Annotated in this window: 22 protein-coding genes; 11 read left to right on the top strand and 11 right to left on the bottom strand. The window is 45.5% G+C overall.

From position 1 onward, the window contains the following. The first annotated feature begins 124 nt into the window (after positions 1–124). Both JK130_RS10955 and coaD read left to right on the top strand, forming a co-directional pair. Positions 125–868 (top strand): 3-deoxy-D-manno-octulosonic acid kinase, encoded by a 744-nt coding sequence (locus JK130_RS10955; RefSeq protein ID WP_218354370.1) that lies wholly within the window; start codon positions 125–127, stop codon positions 866–868. Positions 869–929: 61 nt separating this feature from the next. Continuing rightward, positions 930–1,424, top strand: coding sequence for a pantetheine-phosphate adenylyltransferase (coaD, locus tag JK130_RS10950; RefSeq protein WP_218354369.1), 495 nt, complete (start codon positions 930–932; stop codon positions 1,422–1,424). Here coaD and mutM read toward each other — a convergent pair. From mutM to radC, 10 genes are all read right to left on the bottom strand, one after another. Beyond that, positions 1,421–2,230, bottom strand: coding sequence for a bifunctional DNA-formamidopyrimidine glycosylase/DNA-(apurinic or apyrimidinic site) lyase (mutM, locus tag JK130_RS10945; RefSeq protein ID WP_218354368.1), 810 nt, complete (start codon positions 2,228–2,230; stop codon positions 1,421–1,423). The two genes, coaD and mutM, sit on opposite strands and share 4 nt — an antisense overlap. Before the next feature lie 21 nt (positions 2,231–2,251). Continuing rightward, positions 2,252–2,725, bottom strand: coding sequence for a hypothetical protein (locus JK130_RS10940; protein ID WP_218354367.1), 474 nt, complete (start codon positions 2,723–2,725; stop codon positions 2,252–2,254). A 126-nt stretch (positions 2,726–2,851) separates the two neighbouring features. After that, the gene (gene rpmG, locus JK130_RS10935; RefSeq protein WP_013786148.1) at positions 2,852–3,007 is read right to left on the bottom strand and encodes a 50S ribosomal protein L33; all 156 of its coding nucleotides are present in this window, start codon (positions 3,005–3,007) and stop codon (positions 2,852–2,854) included. A 12-nt stretch (positions 3,008–3,019) separates the two neighbouring features. Beyond that, a complete protein-coding gene (rpmB, locus tag JK130_RS10930; RefSeq protein ID WP_195810800.1) occupies positions 3,020–3,256 on the bottom strand; it encodes a 50S ribosomal protein L28 in 237 nt (78 codons plus the stop codon). Between the two features lie 282 nt (positions 3,257–3,538). Beyond that, on the bottom strand, positions 3,539–4,528 hold the full coding sequence (locus JK130_RS10925; RefSeq protein WP_218354366.1) for a glycosyltransferase: 990 nt from the start codon (positions 4,526–4,528) through the stop codon (positions 3,539–3,541). A 38-nt stretch (positions 4,529–4,566) separates the two neighbouring features. Beyond that, complete coding sequence (locus tag JK130_RS10920) at positions 4,567–6,669, bottom strand: YjbH domain-containing protein (protein WP_218354365.1); 2,103 nt, start codon at positions 6,667–6,669, stop codon at positions 4,567–4,569. Further along, positions 6,669–7,391 (bottom strand): capsule biosynthesis GfcC family protein, encoded by a 723-nt coding sequence (locus JK130_RS10915; RefSeq protein ID WP_218354364.1) that lies wholly within the window; start codon positions 7,389–7,391, stop codon positions 6,669–6,671. Before JK130_RS10915 ends, JK130_RS10920 begins: the two co-directional genes overlap by 1 nt. After that, positions 7,388–8,086, bottom strand: a complete 699-nt coding sequence (locus tag JK130_RS10910) for a YjbF family lipoprotein (protein WP_218354363.1) — start codon at positions 8,084–8,086, stop codon at positions 7,388–7,390. The genes JK130_RS10915 and JK130_RS10910 overlap by 4 nt, the downstream gene beginning before the upstream one ends. A gap of 93 nt (positions 8,087–8,179) precedes the next feature. Continuing rightward, the gene (locus JK130_RS10905) at positions 8,180–8,518 is read right to left on the bottom strand and encodes a hypothetical protein (RefSeq protein ID WP_218354362.1); all 339 of its coding nucleotides are present in this window, start codon (positions 8,516–8,518) and stop codon (positions 8,180–8,182) included. Positions 8,519–8,681: 163 nt separating this feature from the next. Beyond that, positions 8,682–9,356: a RadC family protein gene (gene radC / locus JK130_RS10900; protein ID WP_218354361.1), complete on the bottom strand. Its 675-nt coding sequence runs from the start codon at positions 9,354–9,356 to the stop codon at positions 8,682–8,684. Positions 9,357–9,504: 148 nt separating this feature from the next. Between radC and coaBC the strand changes: the two genes are divergently transcribed. Continuing rightward, on the top strand, positions 9,505–10,719 hold the full coding sequence (coaBC, locus tag JK130_RS10895) for a bifunctional phosphopantothenoylcysteine decarboxylase/phosphopantothenate--cysteine ligase CoaBC (protein WP_218354360.1): 1,215 nt from the start codon (positions 9,505–9,507) through the stop codon (positions 10,717–10,719). Positions 10,720–10,826: 107 nt separating this feature from the next. Then, positions 10,827–11,414: a nucleoid occlusion factor SlmA gene (gene slmA, locus JK130_RS10890; protein WP_218354359.1), complete on the top strand. Its 588-nt coding sequence runs from the start codon at positions 10,827–10,829 to the stop codon at positions 11,412–11,414. A gap of 99 nt (positions 11,415–11,513) precedes the next feature. Here slmA and JK130_RS10885 read toward each other — a convergent pair whose 3' ends face one another. Then, positions 11,514–13,154, bottom strand: a complete 1,641-nt coding sequence (locus JK130_RS10885) for a M28 family metallopeptidase (protein WP_218354358.1) — start codon at positions 13,152–13,154, stop codon at positions 11,514–11,516. Between the two features lie 331 nt (positions 13,155–13,485). Here JK130_RS10885 and JK130_RS16840 point away from each other — a divergent pair, with 331 nt between their 5' ends. The 7 genes from JK130_RS16840 to JK130_RS10850 all read left to right on the top strand — a co-directional run bounded on the left by JK130_RS16840 (position 13,486) and on the right by JK130_RS10850 (position 22,358). Further along, on the top strand, positions 13,486–13,662 hold the full coding sequence (locus JK130_RS16840) for a DUF1820 family protein (RefSeq protein WP_425514606.1): 177 nt from the start codon (positions 13,486–13,488) through the stop codon (positions 13,660–13,662). Between the two features lie 72 nt (positions 13,663–13,734). Then, positions 13,735–15,468 carry a DUF885 domain-containing protein gene (locus JK130_RS10875; RefSeq protein ID WP_218354439.1) on the top strand — a complete coding sequence of 578 codons (1,734 nt, stop codon included), beginning with the start codon at positions 13,735–13,737 and terminating at the stop codon, positions 15,466–15,468. Between the two features lie 2 nt (positions 15,469–15,470). Then, positions 15,471–15,962, top strand: coding sequence for a hypothetical protein (locus tag JK130_RS10870; protein WP_218354357.1), 492 nt, complete (start codon positions 15,471–15,473; stop codon positions 15,960–15,962). 118 nt (positions 15,963–16,080) lie between these two features. After that, positions 16,081–16,770, top strand: coding sequence for a recombinase RecA (locus tag JK130_RS10865; RefSeq protein WP_218354356.1), 690 nt, complete (start codon positions 16,081–16,083; stop codon positions 16,768–16,770). 5 nt (positions 16,771–16,775) lie between these two features. Further along, complete coding sequence (locus JK130_RS10860; protein ID WP_218354355.1) at positions 16,776–18,167, top strand: Y-family DNA polymerase; 1,392 nt, start codon at positions 16,776–16,778, stop codon at positions 18,165–18,167. Then, on the top strand, positions 18,167–21,241 hold the full coding sequence (locus JK130_RS10855) for an error-prone DNA polymerase (RefSeq protein WP_246587768.1): 3,075 nt from the start codon (positions 18,167–18,169) through the stop codon (positions 21,239–21,241). The genes JK130_RS10860 and JK130_RS10855 overlap by 1 nt, the downstream gene beginning before the upstream one ends. 403 nt (positions 21,242–21,644) lie before the next feature. After that, positions 21,645–22,358, top strand: a complete 714-nt coding sequence (locus JK130_RS10850; protein ID WP_218354353.1) for an EF-hand domain-containing protein — start codon at positions 21,645–21,647, stop codon at positions 22,356–22,358. Positions 22,359–23,824: the final 1,466 nt, after the last annotated feature.

Below are 23,824 nucleotides of genomic sequence, written 5' to 3'. Positions count from 1 at the left end.
TGGCAAACATCACCGATGGCAGAGAGCCGAACCAAGCAGATTTTTTTTCCCAATCGAAGCCTCCGGGGGTGCGCTGCTCAAAAAACTGATTACAATAATAAATTTACCATAAGTTAACCTGTTCATGGCCATAAAGCACCAAAAAATAAGTATGGGTCGCCATACGTTAGTTAACACTCACTTTTTAAGCAATGCCAATGGCTCTTTTTTTGATGAACAATATTGGCGTAAAAAACAAGCGGTTGTAGGCCAGGCAACGGGCCGGGGCACCACCTTGTTTGTGCAGCATGCCCCAGATACCTGTTGGGTACTTCGCCATTATCGGCGTGGAGGGGTTATCGCAAAGCTGATAGACGATCAGTTTTTATACACTGGTTTAGCCAAAACACGTCCGTTTCAGGAAATGCGCCTGCTAAATACCATGCAGGCGGCGGGGTTAAAGGTTCCCTCCCCGGTGGCTGCCCAGGTTACGCGTCGCGGTATGATTTATCGGGCCGACCTTATTACCCTTAAAATCGATAACGCCCAGGATTTGCATCATGTTTTGACGCAACAGCCAGCAACTGACTTGCTGTGGTATGACGTGGGCCAGGCCATACGTAAAATGCACAACCTAGGGGTATACCATCACGACCTGAATATTCGAAATATTATGGTTGATGACAATCAAACGGTATGGATTATTGATTTTGATCGCTGCTACCAACGTTCAGGAGAGTCCTGGAAAGCTAAGAATTTAGACCGTCTCTATCGATCGCTGCAAAAAGAGCGTGCCCGATGCCCCTCTTTTTTCTGGCAGCAGGAAGACTTTGAAGCATTACTGCAAGGCTATCAGCAACAACCGAAGACGGCATCTGCGGTAAGATAATTGCAACCTTTCGCATTAGTCGGTAATGTGCGGCTAATTACAGTAAATATGACGATAAACTATGCATACACGAGCGATTTATCCCGGTACCTTCGATCCCATCACGAATGGACATGCCGATTTAATTCAGCGCGCTTCACAGATGTTTTCCCATGTTATCGTGGCGATTGCCTCTAATCCTAGTAAAGCGCCGGTGTTTACATTAGATGAGCGTGTTGAGCTGATAAAAACAGTCACCAGGGGAATCGAAAATGTCGAAGTACAGGGGTTCACCGGGTTACTGGCTGACTTTGCCGACCAGCAACATGCTACGGTGTTAATTCGTGGTTTGCGGGCCGTATCTGACTTTGAGTATGAGTTTCAGCTGGCCAACATGAATCGGCGCTTAAACCCCAAGCTTGAAAGCGTATTTTTAACGCCCTCTGAAGAGAACTCGTTTATCTCTTCTACACTGGTCAAAGAAGTAGCTCGTCACCGTGGCCGGGTAAACGAGTTTTGTCATCCTGAGGTAGAAAAAGCGCTATTGGCACGTTTTCACGACGACCCGCAGATTTAGCGCTGACAGGTGGGGCAATAAAATGTATTGCGCTGCCCGATAACCACACTTTTTATGGGTGTGGTACACACGTCACAAGGGGCGTTATTACGCCCATACACACACAGATGCTGTTTAAAGTACCCAGGGTTGCCGTCTGACTGCGTAAAGTCCTTTAAGGTGGTACCGCCCTGTTCAATGGCTTTAACTAATACCGTTTTGATAGCCTGGGTTAATAATACATACCGCTTTTGACTGACCTTACCCGCCGCGCGGCGCGGGTCTATGCCTGCCATAAACAATGCTTCGTTGGCATAGATATTCCCTACGCCCACCACGTTGCTGTTGTCCATGATAAAGGTTTTGACTGCCTGCGTGCGCCCTCTGGAGCGGGTATACAAACGCAGGTCGTCAAAATCGTCAGTAAGAGGCTCGGGCCCTAAATTTCCCAACAGCGTGCTGCTGTCCCCTTTGGCCAGCCATAAACACGCACCAAACCGACGGGCGTCATTTAGTCGCAGACATTTGCCACTGTCTAGCACAATATCAATGTGATCGTGCTTAACCACAGCCGTTGTGGCGTCTACCACCCTGAGTTTGCCTGACATACCCAGGTGCATAATAATGGTGCCGCTATCAACTCCTATCAGCAAGTATTTAGCTCGTCTTTTTACGCTACGAACGGTTTGACCCACGGCGTTTTGAAGTTGTTCGGGAACAGGCCAGCGCAGTTTTGGCTGACGCACAATAATTTGTTTGATTTGGTGTTCAACTAACCAGGGCTCTATGCCGCGGCGGCTCACTTCTACCTCGGGTAACTCAGGCATATCACTTACCTTCCTCAATAATTATGGGGCGTTCCAAGGCAGTAGCTGGCTTATGGTTGTTCCCTCAAGGGTAAACCACTGGTCATCAAACAACACAAAGGTAGCATTGGTGTCAGGATAAAACGCATACACTGCCCCATTGGGTTTACCTGCCAACCACACCACCACAATATAAGCCAGCTGAGTGTTTAATGTTGTGGGCTTTTGTTCAACTGGCTCAAGGTAGCCTTGTTGCCAGGCCAACACTTGCTGCCCTGCGCTTGTTGCTGGTTGTTGAGACAAACCAATCTGCCGCCAGCTTTGCCCTGCTCGTTCTAGCTTGAAGTTGTCTTGCTCAATACGCAAAAGATATTCATTTGGGGCAATCAAAGGACGAGCCTGAGGCTTGTTGGTAGCCGGCAACAATGCATCAAGATTGAACAATGCAATCATAAACAACATGGCAAAAATGACGACATTGTTCATGGCTTTTGAAGAAACCCGCTTTTTAGCCATGGTGAGTGTCCTAAAACTTCTTCGTTGTCTAAAACTTATCAGGATTACAGCTTTTGTAAAGTCTGGGTTTTAAACGCAAAAAACCCGGCAAGAGCCGGGTTTTCGTGGAGACAAAAGCAAGTTTTATTACTTGATTTTGGCCTCTTTAAACATCACATGCTTACGCACTACGGGATCAAACTTTTTGATCTCCATTTTGCCAGGCATATTACGTTTATTCTTATCAGTGGTGTAGAAAAATCCAGTACCTGCTGATGAAACTAATTTGATTTTATCACGCATTTTCAGGCTTCCTTAGATCTTTTCACCGCGAGCACGGATGTCAGTTAATACTGCATCGATGCCGCGCTTGTCGATAATACGCATGGCTTTTGCAGACAGACGCAATTTAACGAAACGATTTTCGCTCTCAACCCAAAAACGGTGAGAATGAAGGTTTGGTAAGAAGCGACGACGGGTCGCGTTTCTTGCGTGCGAACGGTTATTTCCAACCGTAGGACGCTTACCTGTAACTTGACATACTTTTGACATGTATTTGTCTCCAGAACAACGATAACTGTCGCGCCAATCGATCCCACCACTCACTAGTCACTGGGTCAAATGACGTTATTACTATAAATAAGAGGGCGCATTTTATACAGCAAAGCTGTTCCAAATACAAGGCAACCAGCAAAAAAAGCTGGCAAATGACCCTAAAAGCTGTAGATCTGTTTCAGATCCCGGCGGCGGATTCTACCCTATCCAGCGCCCACAGTAAAAGATCTCTGACGCTTTTTTATCCACGATCGCCTAAATCATTGCAATGATCGTTAATTAGCGTGATGAAAACGGCAATAACTCAGTAAGGTTAGTATCTGCATAGGGCGCATTGGCATGTAATGGCTGACCGTCGAGCACCTGCTGATAACATGCTTCGTACCCTTTCGCCATTTTATAATGACCAAAACGCTCAACCGCTAACTCATGACACAAACGACGATCGTACCCTGACAAATCACTGACAGCATGAGCCAGTTCGGTGCCCGAAGCCGATAAAAAACCTACTTCAGGCTCGCTGATTATCTCTGGGATAGCGCCATAGGGGGTGGCAAACACCGGACAACCCAGATACAAACTTTCGGTATAAGCTAAGCCAAACGGCTCGTGCCAGCGCACTGGCAACAAGAGGCCCTGCGACTGCCGTATCAGGTTATTTTTGGTTTCGCCGCCGACCATACCTTTAAACGACACATGGCGAGCCAGATGAATATAGCCACCGCGTCCAAGCTTTATTCGTGGGCCACCTAATACCGACAGTTTTTTGTTAGCCTGGCGGGCCACGTCCATTGCTCCGGTCAGGTTTTTAGTCGCCACCCGCGCTTTGCCCAGGAAGTGCAGATAGTTACCACGTGGCGAAAACTCAGGTTGCCCGTAATCGCTCCAGTTCAAACCGTTGTATACAAAGCGATGGGCGTTGTGAATGGCAGCATGGCGTCGTGACAAAAAAATGGTATTTTGATGATAGGTTTGTGGCCCACCGGCATTAAAGTGCTCGGTGACCACAAAGGGCTTACTAATAGGCTCATCGGGCGCCCGGTGAAAATGCACAATGTCGGGCCAGTCGCCAATAAGCGGGTTAAGCGCCTGCCCTTTTTTTGCTACCGTAGTCCCGGCCGGTACACGAGGGGCATCACCCCATAAAAACCGGACCTCGTGGCCATGGTCGCGCTGGGCCTGAGCCAGCGCCCAGATAACACGTTGCGTTCCGCCATATTTAAGCGGAGGCAATGAAACCCGGGAAACCAGTACGTGCAAAATCTTCATCAAATACCCTTGTTGTATCCTGCCTCAAGGCACCTGGATTATTCCATAAACGGTGAACGCGGCGCAGTAATATTAATCAGCTGAGAAGGCCGGTTAAGCATTTGTCCACCATCTCGAGAGATGGGCACCCACGGAAAACGACCACTGCCTTTGGCTGGCTGTATAATAAATAAGTCCAGCGGAACCGAAATATAAAAGCCTTTGGTAAAGCTGCCTTCGCCATAATCTTCGGATGAGGCATCGGTGAAGGCTGCATAGGCACCCACCACAATGCCGCTATCAAACCGTTTTGCAAAATCGATGTTCACGCCTTTATCTTTTGCCAAAAACTGTCCGGCACTCACCGAGATACGAGTTTCTGGTAAAAATTCGGGGCGCCAGTACGCGGTAGCAAACCCAGTGACTGCGTTGTAATCAAACAGGTCCCAGTCGTTTTCAAACGAACGTTGCTGTACATAATTGATATCAACACCAAACGCAAAATTGCTGTCTACCGGACGATACAAAGCCTCAGCACCCACACCAGCAAACATGGTTTCTAAATAACCGCCATAGGCTTGTGCGTACCAGTTGTCATCCACTTTATCTATCCAGCGTCCGTAAAGCGTATCAAGCGCTACATCTGAACCAGAGATATATTCACGAATATAAGTTCGTACCCGGGGCAACGTCGATTCAGCTTTGTCGATGGTATAGTTAAATTTATCGTAGTTATCGAACAAGGTGGTACGAAGCGACCCGAATACGCCGTAGTTTTCGTCCAGGGTATAGCTGCCACTTAAAATAAGACCGCCCTGATAAAGATAAAAGTCTTCAGGCCCACCAAAGCTTTGCGTATAAAAGAAATCGGCTGAATAACCAAAGCCTGTCACACCGTCTGGCTCATAGTGGGCAAGATCTTCTGATGAGGGGCTAATGCGAGTATAAGTATCCGTTATTTCGCTTTTTACACCTTCATAGCGAGCCGCTGATTTAAACGCGCTGGCATCAATCTGGGTGGTGGTCATGGGCAGACCGCCATTGGTTTCAACAACCCGGTACTGGGTTACTTCCTGGGGGAGTTCGTCGGCCAATACCCGCCCGGCACGCTCGGTGGCTTCAACCAGGTCGCGATAGGCAGTTTGTTGGCCATACACGGTGATTTTGTCTTCTTCAATACGGACATCGTGCAGTACTAACCCCGCTTCAGAACGTAACCCACGTGACAGCGCTACCCGATCAATATCAGTTGCCGAGGCAGGCGGCTGTGAACGTACAATTGAGCGTGGCGACTCATCGATTTTAATTTGCTCAAAGGTGTTCATATTGAAGTTATAAGTCACCCCAAAACCGATGGTATTTCCGCGCTGATAATTCAGGGTAAAATCAAAATTATTCCAACGGTATACCGCGGCTGCATTCCAGCGCGAGTCTTGCTGTAATCGCCCCGCTCTGTCCTGGGTATAGTTGTTGCCTTCGTACTCGACTTTAAGGGTTAACGGCTGCCAGGGTGTTTGATATTCAACCCCCCCAAACATGGCTGCCGGCCCTTTGAAAAACTGATCGTAATCAACCTTACCGCCATTACCACTAAAGCCACCCGGGCGGTTACAAAAGCTGTCCCGCAGTTCGCAAAACGGATTGGTAAAGCTGTTTGCAGTCCCCAGATAGCCCCAGCCCATGCCTAAGTGAAAGTCGAACGGCCCCCAGGCTTTACTGGCTGATATATGCTCACTTTCAAAAAAGCCGGTACCGCCAATATCGCGAAAACCAACCGAAACTTCAGGCAGATAAAAACTTTCTTCCAACAATCTGAATTTTACATCCAGGCCTTTGTCTTTCAGGGTTTGATCGCCACTGAAGCTTTCTACATTACTGTACAACCGGGTTCTGACATCAGTGTACCGGGCGGTAGCTTCCATCCACGGAAATAACTGCAGGCTTACGGTCCAAAAACGATACTGGTCATTATCGGTATAGCTGAGTGACAGTTCACCTTCAGGGCGCATACGCGAGGTGGGTGTCTGTATTAAACCGGCCCCACCCTGCACCATTTGTGAAGGCTTAACCGCTAACGTATTGTCTGCTTGTTGAGCGCCAGCTGCCGTGGCAAAAGTACTGGCAATCAGTAATGAAAGAGTCGTTCGTTTGCTTGATAACATTACAGCACCCTATGAACAGCAAGCTCCGCCACTTTCTGATTTAGCTCAGACAACGAGGGAGTGAGAAGATAAGAAAAAATGGGTACATACAACTGGCTCTTGGGCATAAGCTGAATATATTCACGATTCCAGTATGCAGTTTTTATTTTTTGAACGTCACCCGAAGGGGTAATAACATAAACAAAGTCGGGGTCTGCATCGTCGCGTAACGTAATATTTTGGGTGTATTGGTGAGCATTGGCACCGGGTAAATGCTGATAGGGCCCCGGGGTCTTAACCAAACCACTTAAGTACACTAGGTCAGGTCTTGGGCTTAATGAAAGTAAATATTCACCATCAAGTAATTTGGGATTGTGGGCCATATTCACACGGGCTAAATCATAGCTTACCGGGCGTTTGATGCGTTTAGCCAGTTTCCAGCTTTCTATCTGCTGACGTAAAGCCTGCAACCCGATGGCGCGTTCATTATTGGGTTCCAGCTCAACAATAAGCGTATTAATCAGACTCAGTACTTCATCACGCTGCGGCTCTACACTTTCATCAAGTTGGTAAAATCCTGTTGCCGGCCAATACCAATCCTGATTTGTCGCTACGATGGAAAGAACCTGCGATAACCGTACCGGTTGCTGAAACCGATATTGTTGCTTATTAATTTTTATATTAACTTCAGCTACGCTGAAACTCGCCAGCACCGAAAGTATTACGCCTACCATAAACTTCATTGTGAGGCCTCCTGTTGGGCAATGTATCTTGCCGCACGGCTGACATAGGTCATTTGAATACGCGGTGCTTGAGGCATTATTTTTACCGAAGCTTTAAGAAGCTCACCATTGGTTGAGTTAACCCAGTAGGTATTTTGCCATTGGGTTTGGGTATCAATGTATGGGCCTGTTTTAGGAAAGGTCACTTGCTCAGTAATTTTCTGGGTGTCGAACGATTGCTCTAAAATACTTATGGCTTCATTTTGCTGTATTCGCCACTGCCCTTCAATAACCAGTCCGTAACCTACCGAGGCAATATCTACCTGCCGTTGCCATGAAAAATTAACCATCGCGGTGTCGGTTAAAGGGTTTTCTTTGACATTACTGGTGTAAAGCAGGTCGTGTTCGAACCCTTCGGTAGCAACAATAACGCCATGGTGAATCTTTATAATTGCATTGTCTGCCGATACCCATTTATTCAGATTGTTTTCAATAAAACCCAAAGCCATAAATGCGGTAGGTTTTTCACCAATTTGAACTTGCAGTAAATCAGCCTGACTTTGTCTTACCATTTCAAGGGTAACCTGCTGACTTTGATTTGCCTTAAAAGCAAGTTTCAACGTATTAAAGTACGCCTGATTGGTTGATGAGCATGAGGCTAACAACAGGCCCAAAAAAGCCACGGTAGCTATCTTAAAAAATCTGAATTTATTCATGAAGGAATTTGGCGGTCTTTTGGCTTGAAAAAAGGGTTTTGCAGAAACAAAAAAAGCCGCACCAGGCGGCTTTATCTTACCGGTTCAAAACACTTATGCAGCAGGTGCGTAAGTGAATGTTACTGAGGTCATAGTTGTTGCTGTAGCAGTACCAGTTACTGTGTCAGTTGTACCTACACAGAAACCCTCAGCGTTAAGCTCGTCATCGCCGTTACAGCCGTTGCCAACGACAGGAGCGTCCTCTGGCAGATCAGCAGAACCACGGTTGTTAGCAACAACAGCGGCCAAAACACCAGCAGCAACTACGCCAGTAGCGATGTATCCAGTAGTTACACCACCCATAGCACTTTCAGTAGAGCCAGACTGGTCCTGAGCTGTAGCAGAAAAAGCTAAGCCAGCACCTACAATCAATGATACCAATGACTTTTTCATAATGGTCCTTTCAAAATTCCACCAACTCACCATGTTAAAGCATAGAGCCATTATTGACCATACTTTAAACAAAGCTTCGTCGTATTAACTAAAAATCCATCCCCAGCAATATAACAAAGCAGGTCAGAATTCGACTATCTACCAGTATAACTGGCCTTTAGTATTACATCAATCCCCGTTGTGACAGAGAAACGGTTAAACTTTCTCCTACCACAAAGTGATCAAGTACATTAATGTCCATTAAGGACATTGCCGCCACCACCTGTTTGGTCAGGGCGATATCGGCATGACTGGGTTCAGGTATCCCGGACGGATGATTATGTACCAAAATAACCGCAGCCGCATTTTCTTTTAGTGCCTGCTTAACTAATTCTCTTGGGTACACGGCAGCACTATTGATGGTGCCGAAGAACATAGGCCGGTAAGCAATAAGCTGATGCTGGCTATCTAACATCAGCATTCCAAACACCTCTTGTTCTAAGCCTTTAAAGGTAGCCACTAAATACTGGCTAACCTGAGCAACTTCAGTAAAAACATGCTGACGCTGTAATGGTTCTTCTAGCATACGCCGTACCATTTCTTTTGCGGCCTGCAACTGCAGATAGCGCGCCATGCCAATGCCATTGATATCACAAAAGTCTTCCGCCGAGGCCGTAAAAAGGTGACTCATCGTGGTAAATTTTACCAAAAGCTGTTGTGCCAATTGAAGTGCGCTGCGTCCCTGTGAACCACTTCCTAAAAACACCGTTAACAGTTCGGTATTATTCATAGCCTCAGGACCAATGCACAACAGTTTTTCCCGGGGCTGCTCGGTTACCGGCAGATCTTGAATTCGCATGTGAACACTACCTTATGAAATTTTAAGGCATAGTTATACGCCTTGCTTCAAAAGATAAAAACTGGCCCTTGTACGCGTTTATCAAACTACCGATACGAAAGGGACCATGTTACGCTTGTGCTATTCATAAGCGCTTATATTTTGAGCTATGCAACTTCAAAACAAAAAAATTCTGTTGGGTATAAGCGGCGGTATTGCTGCCTATAAAACGCCTGATCTGGTCCGCAAACTTACCGCTCAGGGAGCAACGGTAAGAGTGGTTGTCACCGCTTCGGCTAAAGAATTTGTTAGCCCGTTGTCTTTGCAGGCAGTGTCAGGCCATATTGTGCACGATAGTCTGTTAGACCCGGCAGCCGAAGCCGCGATGGGCCATATTGAGTTGGCCAAATGGGCCGACATTTTGTTACTGGCCCCGGCTACCGCTAACTTATTGGCAAAGCTAACCGTGGGCCTGGCCGACGATTTACTGACCACCTTATGCTTAGCCACCCGCGCCCCGCTGGTCATAGCTCCTGCTATGAATCAACAAATGTGGCAGGCGGCAGCCACCCAGCAAAATATGTCAGTGCTAACCGCCCGCGGCATCGATTTTATCGGGCCTGCCAGCGGTGCTCAGGCATGTGGAGACACCGGCTACGGGCGTATGAGTGAGCCTGAAGATATTGTAGAGCACTTGTGCAAATGCACAGCCGCTAAAACTTTGCCGGATTTAAGCGCCACCCGAGTTTTGATCACCGCCGGCCCTACTCAAGAAGCATTAGATCCGGTGCGTTATATTTCAAATCACAGCTCAGGAAAAATGGGCTATGCACTTGCCCATGCTGCTCAGCAAGCTGGGGCCGAGGTTGTCTTGATCAGTGGCCCTACCACGCTGAACGTATCACCAGGTATAACCAAAATAGATGTTGTTAGCGCTGAACAAATGCATAATGCAGTAATGGGTCAAATTCAGCAGTGTGATATTTTTATTGCGACCGCGGCGGTGGCTGATTACCGGGCTTCAAGTGTTGCTGACAACAAAATTAAGAAAAAGGATGAAGAGTTAACCCTTACTTTTGTCAAAAACCCTGATATTCTCAAAACTGTAGCAAACCTGCCGAGTCCTCCCTTTACCGTCGGTTTTGCCGCAGAAAGCCAAAATGTTGAGCATTATGCCCGCAGCAAATTACACAATAAAAAATTAAACATGATTGCGGCGAATAATATATCTACAGCAGGATTAGGATTTAACAGCGACCATAACGCGCTGCATGTTATTTGGCCCGACGGTGAACAACATTTGCCTGCACAACCTAAAGTGCAACTGGCCGGCGAACTGTTGTCGGTTGTCGCGACCCAATTTAAAAAGAAAACGTCAAAGTAACCTAACTCCGGTCGATACAAAGACGTTCAAACAACAATAGTTGCCTATATTAGGTTATTTGTACATGGAACGGGCGTGGTGCCCAAAGCATAGGAATTACTCGCTTTATGCCTGCTGTAAAAAAGACGAATCGCCGTGCCCAAATTCTTCAGGCGCTGGCTGGCATGTTAGAATCCAGCCCGGGTCAACGAATTACCACCGCCAAACTGGCTGAAAAAGTTGGGGTTTCAGAGGCGGCGTTGTATCGCCACTTCCCAAGCAAAGCTCGTATGTTTGAAGGGCTTATTGAGTTTATCGAAGAAACCTTATTTTCCCGTATTAATAAAATTTTGAACGAGGAAAAAGACTCTAGCAATCGCTGTCAGATGATTTTGCATTTGTTGTTAGGTTTTGCCGAGAAAAACCCGGGCATTACCCGCATTTTAAATGGCGATGCGCTGTTAGGCGAACAAGAGCGGTTACGGGCACGTATTGCAAAGCTATTCGAGCGTCTGGAAACCCAGTTTAAACAGGTGTTACGCGAACGTAAATTACGGGAAGGCCGCGACTTGTCTGCTGATGAAAGCGTTTTGGCAAACATGTTTATATGCTACGTCGATGGCCGGATTAATATGTTTATACGCAGCGGTTTTACCCGCAAACCCACTGAACAGTTTTTAGAACACTGGGCTTGTTACAAACACACCTTTTTGTAGGTTATTTGCGCCAACAAATAATAAAAAGCCCCCGACTTTGTACACACGTTATCGGGGGCTTTTTTGTATCGCTCTTTTTTCTATTTAAAAGCCAATGTTTTATTTACGATCTTTGGCAAACGTTTCGCCGAAGAAGTCGTCTTTATTCCACTTAGGCTTTTGTTCCTGAGTTGCTAGGGTATAGCCAATTTGAGCGTTGACTTCAGCAAATGTACGCGCCGCGTCCCAGTTAAATTTCTGGTTCGTATCATCGCTTGGCTTGTGATAATGCGTAGATAAAAACTCGCCAAACACTTTGCTACCGTCAACTTCTGGATCTTTTGACTTAAGTCCAGGCACCAAAAATACCGAAGGTACCCCCTGCTTCACAAAAGCATAATGATCAGAACGGGTGAAAAGCGCCTGTTCTGGCCACGGATCAGGACTGAGTTCGATGCCCGCATTAGAAGCTGCTTTTTCTACTGACGCTTTCATATCACTATGGCTGGCACCAAAAGCAATAACATCGGCAAACTCGTAGGTGAGTATTGGCATATCCAAGTTTACGTCGGCAACCATTTTCTCTACTGGTACCGTGGGGTTATGAGCAAAGTAATCAGCGCCCAGCAGCCCTTTTTCTTCGCCAGTGACGGCCACGAATAAAATAGAACGCTTCGGTTTTTGTTTCATTTGACTGAATAAACGGGCGGTTTCCAGCATGACTGACGTACCGGAAGCATTGTCCATCGCGCCATTATTAACGTTGTCTTTTTTAACAGTTTTGGCAAAGCCAATATGGTCAGAGTGCGCTGAAAATACGACGTACTCGTCTTTTAGCTCTGGATCTGAGCCTTCCAGCGCCGCCACCACATTAGGGCTGGTAATTTGTGAATGCTTGCTTTTTTTACTCATGCTTACTGAGCCTGATAACGCAAACCCTTCAGGTGCTTTGTCGTCTTCTAACTGTGCATAAATTTCGTCTAAAGACAGGGGCGCATTATCAAACAATTTGCGCGCTGCACCTTCGCTTAAAAAGGCTGAGCCTTTAAGCTGAGGAAAGCTATTGGCTGGTTCGTTGTTCTCATTCAGCCATGCCATACGCGGAGTATGAATATAGCTTAAACGAGATTGGTACGGACGCACTTTTTCAGCGGTAGGGGTAGTCACCGAGATCATGCCAATAGCGCCATTATCTACCGCATACTGAGCTTTTTGTGAGCCTGACGCTAAGTGCGCGCCCATCTCACTTGGGAAAGACTTAGGCTTACCAGATAAAACCACCACAATTTTACCTTCAACATCTAAGTCCTGATAATCGTTGTGCTCAAGCTCATCAGCGATAATACCGTAGCCGGCGAAAACCAGCTCACCACTAACCTGGCTAGCAGTATTTAACAGGCTTGGGCCGGTCAGGTAGTCTTTTGGGTAGGCTAAAGACACATCACCGCTATCGGTGCTTAACGTAAAAGACGGCGATTCTTGTTCCAGCATGGCTTTACGAAACTCAACCGACTGCATATAGCCGTCGGTACCCATAGGTTTAAGACCGTACTTAGAAAATTCAGTCGCAATGTACAGTGAAGCAATATCGTGGCCTCGCGAGCCCGTATCACGACCTTCAAGTAAGTCGTCAGCAAGAAAAAACAGGTGAGATTTAATACGGTTTGTATCGGGCTCAAATGACACAGACTTATCGGTTTGTGCTACTGCACCCGCACTTAAAGTCGAAACCATCGCGCCCAAGAGTAATTTTTTTATCATAATCGTTAGCAATGTTGTTGTTTTGTGAATAACCGATGGTATACCAGCTGGCCGTAATAACAAATATTACCGGGCAGGCTTTTCGTTGGGCGTCGTAAACCTGAGACTACCTGCAAAAAAATACTATGACTTTATTCCCCTTTTCTATCAACGATCATAAACCGTTGAAAGGCCTGAGGTTGAAAAAACTTTATCAGACGCCCCATATTGTGTTTACACGAAGATGAGAAAGGTTAGCCCTGAATAATTCTGAACTTCGGTACCGCATCCAGTTTAATGCAATGGTAAGCGTTATATCCGGCAGCTAAGCCAGGCAAGTTTGTTTAGGTTTGTGCGGGACGCACATACCCGCATAGAGATTGTCCCATCGCATAAAAAGCTAAAATCTGAATTTGTCGATGTGACAACAACTTATGTTCCGATGCATAATGTGTTACGAATAGATGCGGTAAAAAGCAGAGGGCCGCAAAATATCCCGATTAGCAGATATCGTTGCGGCGTTTTCTAACCCAATTTATCCACCTAACAAAAACTAGCCTGGTTTTTCTGCACGCCGGGCCATAGCCCGGAAGTTATTATGATGAAAATTTACCGCAATATTGTATTTTGTTTCACCTGGCTGTGTTTGCCGGTAACGATAGGGTTTAGTTCGCTGGTTAATGCGAATGAATCGTTCGATGCTTTAATCGAAGAAATTTGGGAATACGAGTCAAATTTGCGAGAAGTAAAGCCAGCCGATATCTCCCCGCAAGCTCTGAGTAAACAACACCAGCGTTACTCATCATTTTTAGAAAAGACTCAACAGTATCAACCAGCCGAATTGTCACAGGAGCAAAAAATTACCTTGCTTATGCAGCAATACCGGCTAAACAATTACATCGACCAGCATAAATTTGAGTCTTTCAAAGTGCCTCTTACCTCAGAATATGGGTTTCACAGTGCACTGGCCACCTTGCCTAAAGCCACACGATTCAGTAAGTTAAAAGATTACCGCGATTACCTCACCCAACTAAAACGTATAAAAGGCTATATTCAACAAAACATAGCCTATATGCAGCAAGGTTTAGAGCAAGGGTATACTCAACCCAAAGCAGTGTTAAAAGATTACGAGGCGTCGGTTACACCATTTTTAGTTGATAAAGCACAAGACAGCGTTTTTTATACGCCGTTTAAAACCCTGCCCTCTTTTATTAGCAAGGAGCAGGCTCAAAAGTTGCGCAATCAAGCTAAAGCAATTATCAGTTCTGATATTGTTTCGGCCTATAAGCAGTATCATGATTTCTTGGTAGACCATTATATTCCTCAGGCGCGCGAGTCGATTGCTGCATCAGATTGGCCAAACGGCGAAGCCTATTACAACAATCGGATAAAGCACTACACCACCACCGATATGAACGCTCAGCAAGTCCATGATCTTGGCTTAAACGAAGTTAAACGTATTCGTAATGCTATGCAGAAAATTGTGGACGAGCTAGATTTTGATGGCGATATTGATGCGTTTATTCGTTTTTTACGCACCGACCCCCAGTTTTATGCCAAAACGCCTGAGGCCTTACTTAAACAAGCCTCTTTTATTGCTAAACGCGCCGATGCCAGTTTGCCAGCTTTATTTGAAAAACTACCCAGAACGCCATATGGGGTAGCGCCAGTACCAGAAGATATTGCCCCTAAATACACTACCGGGCGTTATATTCATGCTGCCAACGAAACCGAGCCTGGGTATTATTGGGTAAATACCTATGCGTTAGATAAACGCCCTTTATACGCTCTGCCCGCGCTGACTTTACATGAAGCCGTACCAGGTCATCACTTACAGATCTCTTTGGCCAAAGAAATGAGTGACCTACCCGCCGTACGACAAAATACATACATTTCAGCCTTTGGTGAAGGTTGGGGGCTGTATTCTGAATTTTTGGGTATTGAGGCTGGCATATATCAAACGCCTTATGATCATTTTGGCCGTTTGAGCTATGAAATGTGGCGAGCTTGCCGACTGGTGGTAGATACCGGTATGCATATGTTTGGTTGGACCCGTCAACAGGCCATTGATTACATGATGAAAAATACCGCCTTATCTGAACATAATATTAAAACAGAAATTGACCGTTATATTTCATGGCCTGCTCAGGCGTTGTCTTATAAAATTGGCGAGATAAAAATTAAAGCACTTCGTCAAAAAGCAGAACAGGCACTAGGCGAACAGTTTGATGTACGCGAGTTTCATACCGCTGTATTAGCGCATGGTTCGGTACCACTGTTTGTTTTAGAACAAAATATCAATGCATTTATTAAAAACAAACAAGCAGGGAAGTAAGTATGCTGGCATTTGGAGTTATTGGCGCTTTAGTTCTGTTACTGGTTTATTTCGCCATGCGAATACAAACCTTACAACGCGAGATGGTTTTACTTCGCAGCAGCTCCAAAAGCCAAACCCATCGGGCCAATGAGGCTTTGGCGGGGTTGGCTGAAATTGTATCAAGGTTAGAACAGGTTTATGCGCAGAATGTGGATACCGCAGCGTCTAAGGGGCTTATTGGGGGACAACAACATTCAGTATTACAGTTTCTTACGGGTCACTTTTCTGCCATTGTGCTGGATTGCTGGCAAAACAGCAGTACTACCGAAGAAGCATTAAAACGTCAGCTTGCCTTTGACAACCAGCTAAGCATGGAAGACCTGCGCGCATTTATGCAACAGCAGCCCAGCCAGGTTCGTATTGGCTGGTCAAAGAACACGCCAGACGGGTTCATTAGTGCCTGTGAATCTTTAACCCAACTGGCTTTGGGAAAACAAATAAAGCCAAAATAATACCCCGCTTTATAATAAAAAATCGCTGCCAGGTAATAGACTTAGCGGCGATTTTTTTATTTAGTCTTGTCATCAGTAAACACCTGCCTATAATACTGTATATACATACAGGTGATTTATGACTCAATCCACGTCTTCTTTACAACAACACCCCGCTATTTGGCGGGCCAGTGATAGCTTAAAACATACCGAGATCGCCCGGCTAAATACGGGCTATGATGCCTTAAATACTATTTTGTCGGGTGGTTTTCCAGCTGCCGGGCTGACACGTATTCGCAGTTTATTAGGCATTGGCGAAATAAGTGCTTTGAAGTTGTTGATAAGCCATAATCCCCTTCAAAAGTTACTCGTATTTATAAACCCGCCCGGTAAGATTCATAAAAGCTGGCTCGCTAGTCTGGGGCAAACTTCAAATACTGTCCATGTGGTTTACTGCGCAACGCCAGAACAAACTTTATGGACTGCAGAGCAATGCATTAAAAGTGAAGCTTGTTATTTGGTACTCATGTGGCATCAGGCTATCGAACCCAAACAAGCCCGGCGTTTACAAGTGGCGGCGGCCCAACACGACACGCTTTGTCTGCTTTATGAAACCTTTTCTCACCAATACAACGCGCTGCCAGTCGCGCTGGATATTGAGCTACAGCCTGCAGGCAATGGTTTACGCATTACGGTGCATAAAAATATTGGCTCATGGCCTGGTCAAAGTACTCAAATCACGTTTAAACACACCCCCGACAATCAGGCTATTTATCGGGCCATGAATAACACTGTGGCATTGCAAGCTTTGTCTGCCCAGGTGGGCTGATTTGTATGTTGTGGGTTTATTTTGACTTTTATCGCTTAACGCTTGATCAGATAGAGGTTACGGTACCGGCTCAGCAAGACACTGCAACAGTGGTGTATCATGCGAGCAATAATCAATTGATACAGGTTAATCGAGCAGCACAACAGGCTGGTTTAAAACCGGGCATGGGCATGGCTCAGGCTGCCGCTCTTTGTGCACAGCTCACGATTATTGATTACCAGGCCGAATATGAAACAAAAAGATTAACGGCTCTTGCAAACAGGTTGTATCAACTGGCTGCCGACATCGTATTGTATGAACCCAATGGTTTGGCAGTCAGGCTGGATACACTGGTAAAGTATTACGATGGTTTAGATTGTATTTGGGCTGCTTTATCAAACGAGCTACAAGAAGCCGCAGTGAATTATCACTTTGCGTCTGCCTGGAGTATTGAGGCTGCAATTGTATTAACTAATTACAAAGTTAACCAACTTCTTCATCAGCCGCAGGCCATCAAAGCAGCCCTGGCCCGCTGTCCTCTTTGGGCCACTCAGGTTGAACCCAAACAACTTCAGGCACTAAAACGGGTTGGTATTAACTCATTGGCAGAGTTACTTAACTTACCCGTCACCGAGCTTGGAAAGCGTTTTGATAATAAACTTATAAGCTATTTATGTGCGCTGCGCGCCGAGATTGTGCCGAAACGAATTGCATACCATCCACCAACAACATTTTGTCATCAGCTAACTCCGTCCTATGAAATTAGCGAAGCTTCACGGCTGACGCCCTGGCTTGAGACCTTACTGGAGGAGTTCTTAACTTATGCCAGGTTGCGCAACAAGCTCACCAGCCATCTGCAATTTTCACTCTATTTTCGTGACCATCCGGTGCAGTTGCTTAATATACAAAGCGCCATGCCTTTAAGTCAGTTTTCTCAGTGGCAAAGTTTATTACGACTAAAGCTTGAAACACTCACGCTCGTCGCCCCCGTTATTCAAACACAATTGAACGTGGTTGCGCTGGAAGCCCTGACCGAACAAACCTCAGATTTTTTTAGCAACCGGCAACATGTGTTCGCTCAAAAGCACTTGATTAGCAGACTCAAAACCCGTCTGGGTGAGGCCGCGGTCAGTACACCCGTAGCCGGCGAAGATCATCGTATTAGTCATCACCTGCCCCACCAACCACATTCTTCGACAAACCTAAAACACACTACACCCGGAATTTGCTTATTGGCATGTAAGTTATTAAGCGAAGAGTGTCATATTGAATACGGGCCCGTACGTATCCATGCTGGTTGGTGGGACGATGATATACAAAAGCGCGATTACTATATTGCCCGTACCCCGACCGGACAAAGATTGTCTATTTTCAAAGCACATGGAGGGGAATGGTTTGTACAGGGATGGTACTGCTGATGTTTGCTGAGCTTGTGTGCCAGTCTAATTTTAGTTTTTTAACCGGCGCCTCTCACCCTGAAGAGTTACTGACTACTGCAGCATTTTTAGGTTATGAAGCGTTAGCGATAACCGATGAGTGCTCTGTAGCCGGAGTTGTCAGGGCTTATGCAGAAAAAAAGCGTCACAACTTACCCATTAAAATTATTGTAGGCAGTCGCTTTGTTATGGCCGCCGGCCTAGAGCTGGTATTGCTTTGCCCCAATAAACCGGCTTACACCGAGTTATGTCGAATAATTACTAATGCTCGACGTAGGTCTGATAAGGGTGAATACCAATTGGCCGAGTGGGATTTAAAATCCATACAACACTGTATGGCTATTTGGTTACCTGGCGAGTCTGAACCCACAAATGATCACTGGGGTAAATGGCTAACAAAGCATATGCCTTCACGTTGCTGGATAGGTGCCAGCCGGCTTTTAAATGGTAATGATGAAACCTCCTGGGCGGCAATTGAACGGTTAGCTCTGAGGTTTTCGATACCGATAGTGGCTACGTCACAGGCATTGTTTCACCATAGTGACAGACTTCCGGTGCAACACGTATTGCATGCCATCGGACAAAATACAACCGTAGAAGCATTGGGCCAACTTAGCCAGATAAATGCTGAGCGTTGTTTGCGTTCCTTAAACAAATTAAAAAAGCTTTATCCAAAAAATTGGCTTGAAGCCTCACTAGATATCGCCAACCAATGTGATTTTTGTTTATCTGAGCTGCGTTACCAGTATCCGGCCGAGATAATACCTGAAGGCCAAACAGCGCAGTCTTATCTGCGTGAGTGTGTTGAAAAAGGCATAAAAAAACGTTTTGGACAGGAACCACCGGCCGACATACGCGCTCTTATCGAAAAAGAAATGCGTTTGATTCATGAGCAACACTATGAGTATTTTTTCTTAACCATTTATGATGTAGTTCAGTTTGCGGCCCATCAAGATATTTTGTATCAGGGGCGCGGGTCTGCCGCCAATTCGGTGGTATGTTATTGTCTTGAAATAACCGCTGTGGACCCTCGTCAAATTAATGTTTTATTTGAACGTTTTATATCTAAAGAGCGCGACGAGCCCCCCGATATTGATGTTGATTTTGAACATAGCCGACGAGAAGAAGTTATTCAGTATATCTATAATAAATACGGACGCGAACGTACTGCGTTAGCGGCCACTGTTATCGCTTTTCGATTTAAAAGTGCTTTCAGAGAAGTAGGAAAAGCTCTGGGCTTTGCCGAATCTCAATTAGATTACGTAATCAAAAATATCAATCGCCGGGACAAAACCATACCCTGGAAATCCCAATTAAAGCAGCTCGGCCTGAACCCTAACGTGCTTCGGGTAAAACAACTGGTGTATCTGGTTGAGCAGATTATAGGGTTTCCCCGTCACCTTTCTCAGCATGTCGGAGGGTTTGTTATCAGCGCCGGCCCTTTATACGAGCTGGTGCCAATAGAAAACGCCGCAATGACTGAACGTACGGTAATTCAGTGGGATAAAGATGATTTAGAAACATTAGGATTACTTAAAGTAGATGTGCTGGCATTAGGCATGCTTACTGCCATTCAAAAAACCTTTAAGCTGATTGAGAAACAACTCAATTATCCTGTTTCTATTCCTTTTATCACCAAGCTGGGCGATGATCCGCAAGTGTACGATATGATTTGCAAGGCTGATACGGTGGGTGTGTTTCAAATTGAATCCCGCGCACAAATGGGCATGTTGCCCCGGCTCAAACCCCGCAAATATTATGATTTGGTGGTTCAGATAGCGATCGTCAGACCCGGCCCCATTCAAGGCGAAATGGTCCATCCCTATTTAAAACGACGTCAAAAAAAACAGGTTGTACATTACCCTTCAGCAGACGTTGAACAGGTATTATCGCGAACTATGGGCGTGCCCATTTTTCAGGAGCAGGTTATTCAGCTGGCAATGGTGGCCGCAGGATTTACCGGAGGCGAGGCCGACCAGTTACGGCGAGCTATGGCCAGCTGGAAAAAAGATGGTCGCCTGGCTCAGTTTCGACAAAAATTAGTAGACGGCATGCTTAGCAAAGGGTACCAGCCAGACTTCGCCAATCAGTTATTTGATCAAATAAAAGGGTTCAGTGGTTATGGATTTCCTGAGTCTCATTCTGCCTCTTTTGCGGTATTAACCTATGTGTCGTGTTGGTTGAAGCATTATTTTCCTACTGAATTTTATATTGGCCTTTTAAACAGTTGGCCGATGGGATTCTACACACCCAGCCAGTTGGTTCAGGATGCAAAACGTCATCACGTTGGATTGATACCCGTTTGTATTAATACATCTCATTGGGAGCATGCTCTGGTAATAAAAGGCTCCTACAAATATATTCAACTTGGTTTTCGTTTGGTCAAAGGCTTAAATGAACAGGCTATGGCGCGCTTGATTGAATGCAGGCCATCTACAGGCTTTGCTTCTATCCAAAGCGTGACACACACAAAGATATTAAAAAATGATGAGATTGCTGCACTTGCCAGCGCCGATGCTTTTAAAGCTATAGCCGGTAATCGATACCAGGCTCGCTGGCAAATTATGGATAAACAAAGTGAACTGCCACTTTTTGAATGCGCTGAGAGTGAACAAAGCTATATCGTTTCTCCTACCAAGGTACAAAGCTTAATTGAAGATTATGCAGCAACCGGCTTATCTATCAAACATCATCCCATTGCCTTAATACATCAACAGCAAAACCTGCCTGATATTACCCTTGCCAGTAGTCTCAAACAGGCAAAAAACAAAACTGTGGTTCGGATTTTAGGCTGCGTAACCTGCCGACAAGCTCCGGGCACAGCTTCTGGTGTAACTTTTTTAACATTGGAAGACCATACGGGTAATACAAATGTTGTGGTGTGGCAGGCCACCGCTCGCCACCAACAAGCTGCTTATATGCAAGCCAGTATTCTTCAGGTAGACGGTATTTTAGAGCGTTCCGATGAAGGGGTTATTCATGTTATTGCCGGGCGGCTTACGGATAGAACCCAATGGTTGGAAGACCTTAATGTTGTCTCCAGAGATTTCCATTAATAACGTATCTGCTGGCAGTTCCAACTTATTGCTATTTTGACATGCACTGACTTCACATAGATTACTATCTTGCACCGCCAATTTCGTTCTATCACGATAGCCTTGTCAAACTAATCAGAACAAGCACGTTATCCATTTTCTATCGTTTATTACCTAGCTCTCATTAACCAGTCCGCCCTTTGTATCCAATAATATTGCTAAACCTCTGGCGTTAATAAAATGCGAATAATTTGCAAAATAGTAAGTAAAGATCTTCCAACCTATTTCTGAAAAATTGTTCTCATTACTCTATACCATATTGAATATTATGGTTTTTTCCAGAAAGGCATAGATAGTGTATGGTTTATATTGAACTTTTCCTCCGGTCAGTAGTTTCTACGGAGGCACGACAAAGGAAATATATATGAAAAAGCTTACTTTAGCTGTTGTAATTTCAGGTGCACTATCAACTGCAGCCTATGCCCATAACAATATGGAAAAAATTGGTAGCACATTTAATAGCCTGGACAATAACGGCGATCAAATGGTATCGATGGAAGAAGTCAAAGACGCTCCTATCTCAGAATACTTTGAAAAAATTGATAAAAATGGCGATCAATCTTTATCTGAAAACGAATACGTAACTTTTTACGACAACAATCCAAAAGCGTTTTCTGACCAAGTGAAAGAAGATATTCAACTGACGAAAGCAACAGTTGAAGCTGATATGGATAAAGTTGCCAAGCAGTCTCGTGAAGATATGGATTATCAACAGGAAAACATTTCAGCTACAGTTGAAGAAGGTAGCTCTGAAATGACACAAGGAATGCGTGAATCTAATACAATGGAACACGCTGCAAAATCTCATGGTCAAGATTCAATGAATCAGCTTGAGCAAGACCGTGATACCGAAGTAGCCTATATGGATGACAATATGCGTCAGTCCGAAGACGGCATGGCTACACATAAAGCATTTGAAATGATGGATAAAAATGGTGATGGTCATGTTACCGAAGATGAAGCATCAGAAGCTGATGTCATAGCCTCTTTTAACGAAATTGACCAAAACGAAGATAATAAGATTACTCATTCAGAATTCCAGGAATATCGTGAATCTGAACAAGCTGACGAAGAATAAGTTCTTTTGTAGCTTTTAATTTTATTTTGCATACCAAAAGCACCTGATTAATATCAGGTGCTTTTTTGTATGTGGCAGAGTCGTTGTATATCAGTAGTGCTCAATTACCCACACCATCTGGCTTAGCGTTTCCCCTTCCCAAAAAAGCCTTTGCTTATTCAATATAGTCAGGCAAACACATCACTGAGCCTATAGCCAATAACTAATAGAACGGTAAAGGCTTAGCCTTATTCGTCCCAATTGAATCCCATAGACCAAGTTTAGAGCCGGCCGCAACCGCGCTATCTCGCCAATTTTTCATACCAGATATAAGGAAATGCCTAGAGCTGTAACTCCGAGTCATTGAGGAAAATATGATCTCGCGAAGGGATGCTTTCACTGAATAAATACCAGGCTTACAGTCGAACTTTGTCCCACGAGATAAGTTCATCATGAACTGGCAAGGTTTCTACAGTCAATAACAAAGTCTCTGTCTTTCAACAAGGGCTTTTTCGTGTAATGGGGGCAGCGCGCTAAGGTTACTTGGGGTTGGACCCACACTGGGTGAAGAGCGGTGAGCGTAGCGAATGAGGGGTGCCTATGGCACGCCGACAAACTGAACCGGAATCAGTTTGAACAGCTTTAGCTGGCCTGCGTCAGCAGGTGAACCACAAGGATATGGCGAATAAAGTGATGAACGCGAGGCATGGGTGAACACGGTTAGAAGCAGATGAATCGTTTCATTTGCGCCGTGTGAACGACCCGAACTCTGCGGCTGGACCAGCTTGCTGGCCGAGCTGGACATTACTTCAGGGACGAATTGGCGGAGGTGAACTCACGCAGAACATCGAACTTAAACAGCCCCGATGGGTTAGGTTTTCCATGGGATGGAGCACGCCAGTGCTCTTCTGAGTAAAAGGGCTATCCGCAATAGCCAAATAACCCTAATAAAGTTAGTAAACAACAGACACAAAAAAGGGCCACCCTTTCGGATAGTTCTCGCTGAGAAACAGTTTTTCTTAGAATCAGGAGCTCCGTAGGCCGGCAAGGGACAATTCATTTCGTGACGAGAGCTATCTCTGGCAACCACGTTGTCACATGAGGGCGTAGGTTGACCGAATGTCCACAGACATTCGCAGCAACCGGAGCGGCTCGCCAGGGAGGGCGAGACTGGTGGCTGCACCAGGGATGGGTGAGGCTCCGGTTTGCAACGCAAATTTAAGGTGACTTAACGTCACCTTAAAAGGAACGAACGGCCGTACAGGACGTACGCCCTGGCACTAACCAACATGAATGTTTCCGAATGCGTAGTTCAAATATCCGAGGGGTTAGGTTTCCCATGGGATGGAGCACGCCAGTGCTTTGCTGAGTAAAAGGGCTATCCGCAATAGCCAAATACACCTAATATAGTTAGTAAACAACAGACACAAAAAAGGGCCACCCTTTCGGATGGTTCTCGCTGAGAAACAGTTTTTCTTAGAATGAGG

Origin of the sequence: Alteromonas lipotrueiana (assembly GCF_019249245.1) — a bacterium.
Classification (GTDB): Bacteria; Pseudomonadota; Gammaproteobacteria; order Enterobacterales; family Alteromonadaceae; genus Alteromonas; species Alteromonas lipotrueiana.
This window is presented reverse-complemented; position numbering and strand designations above follow the sequence as displayed.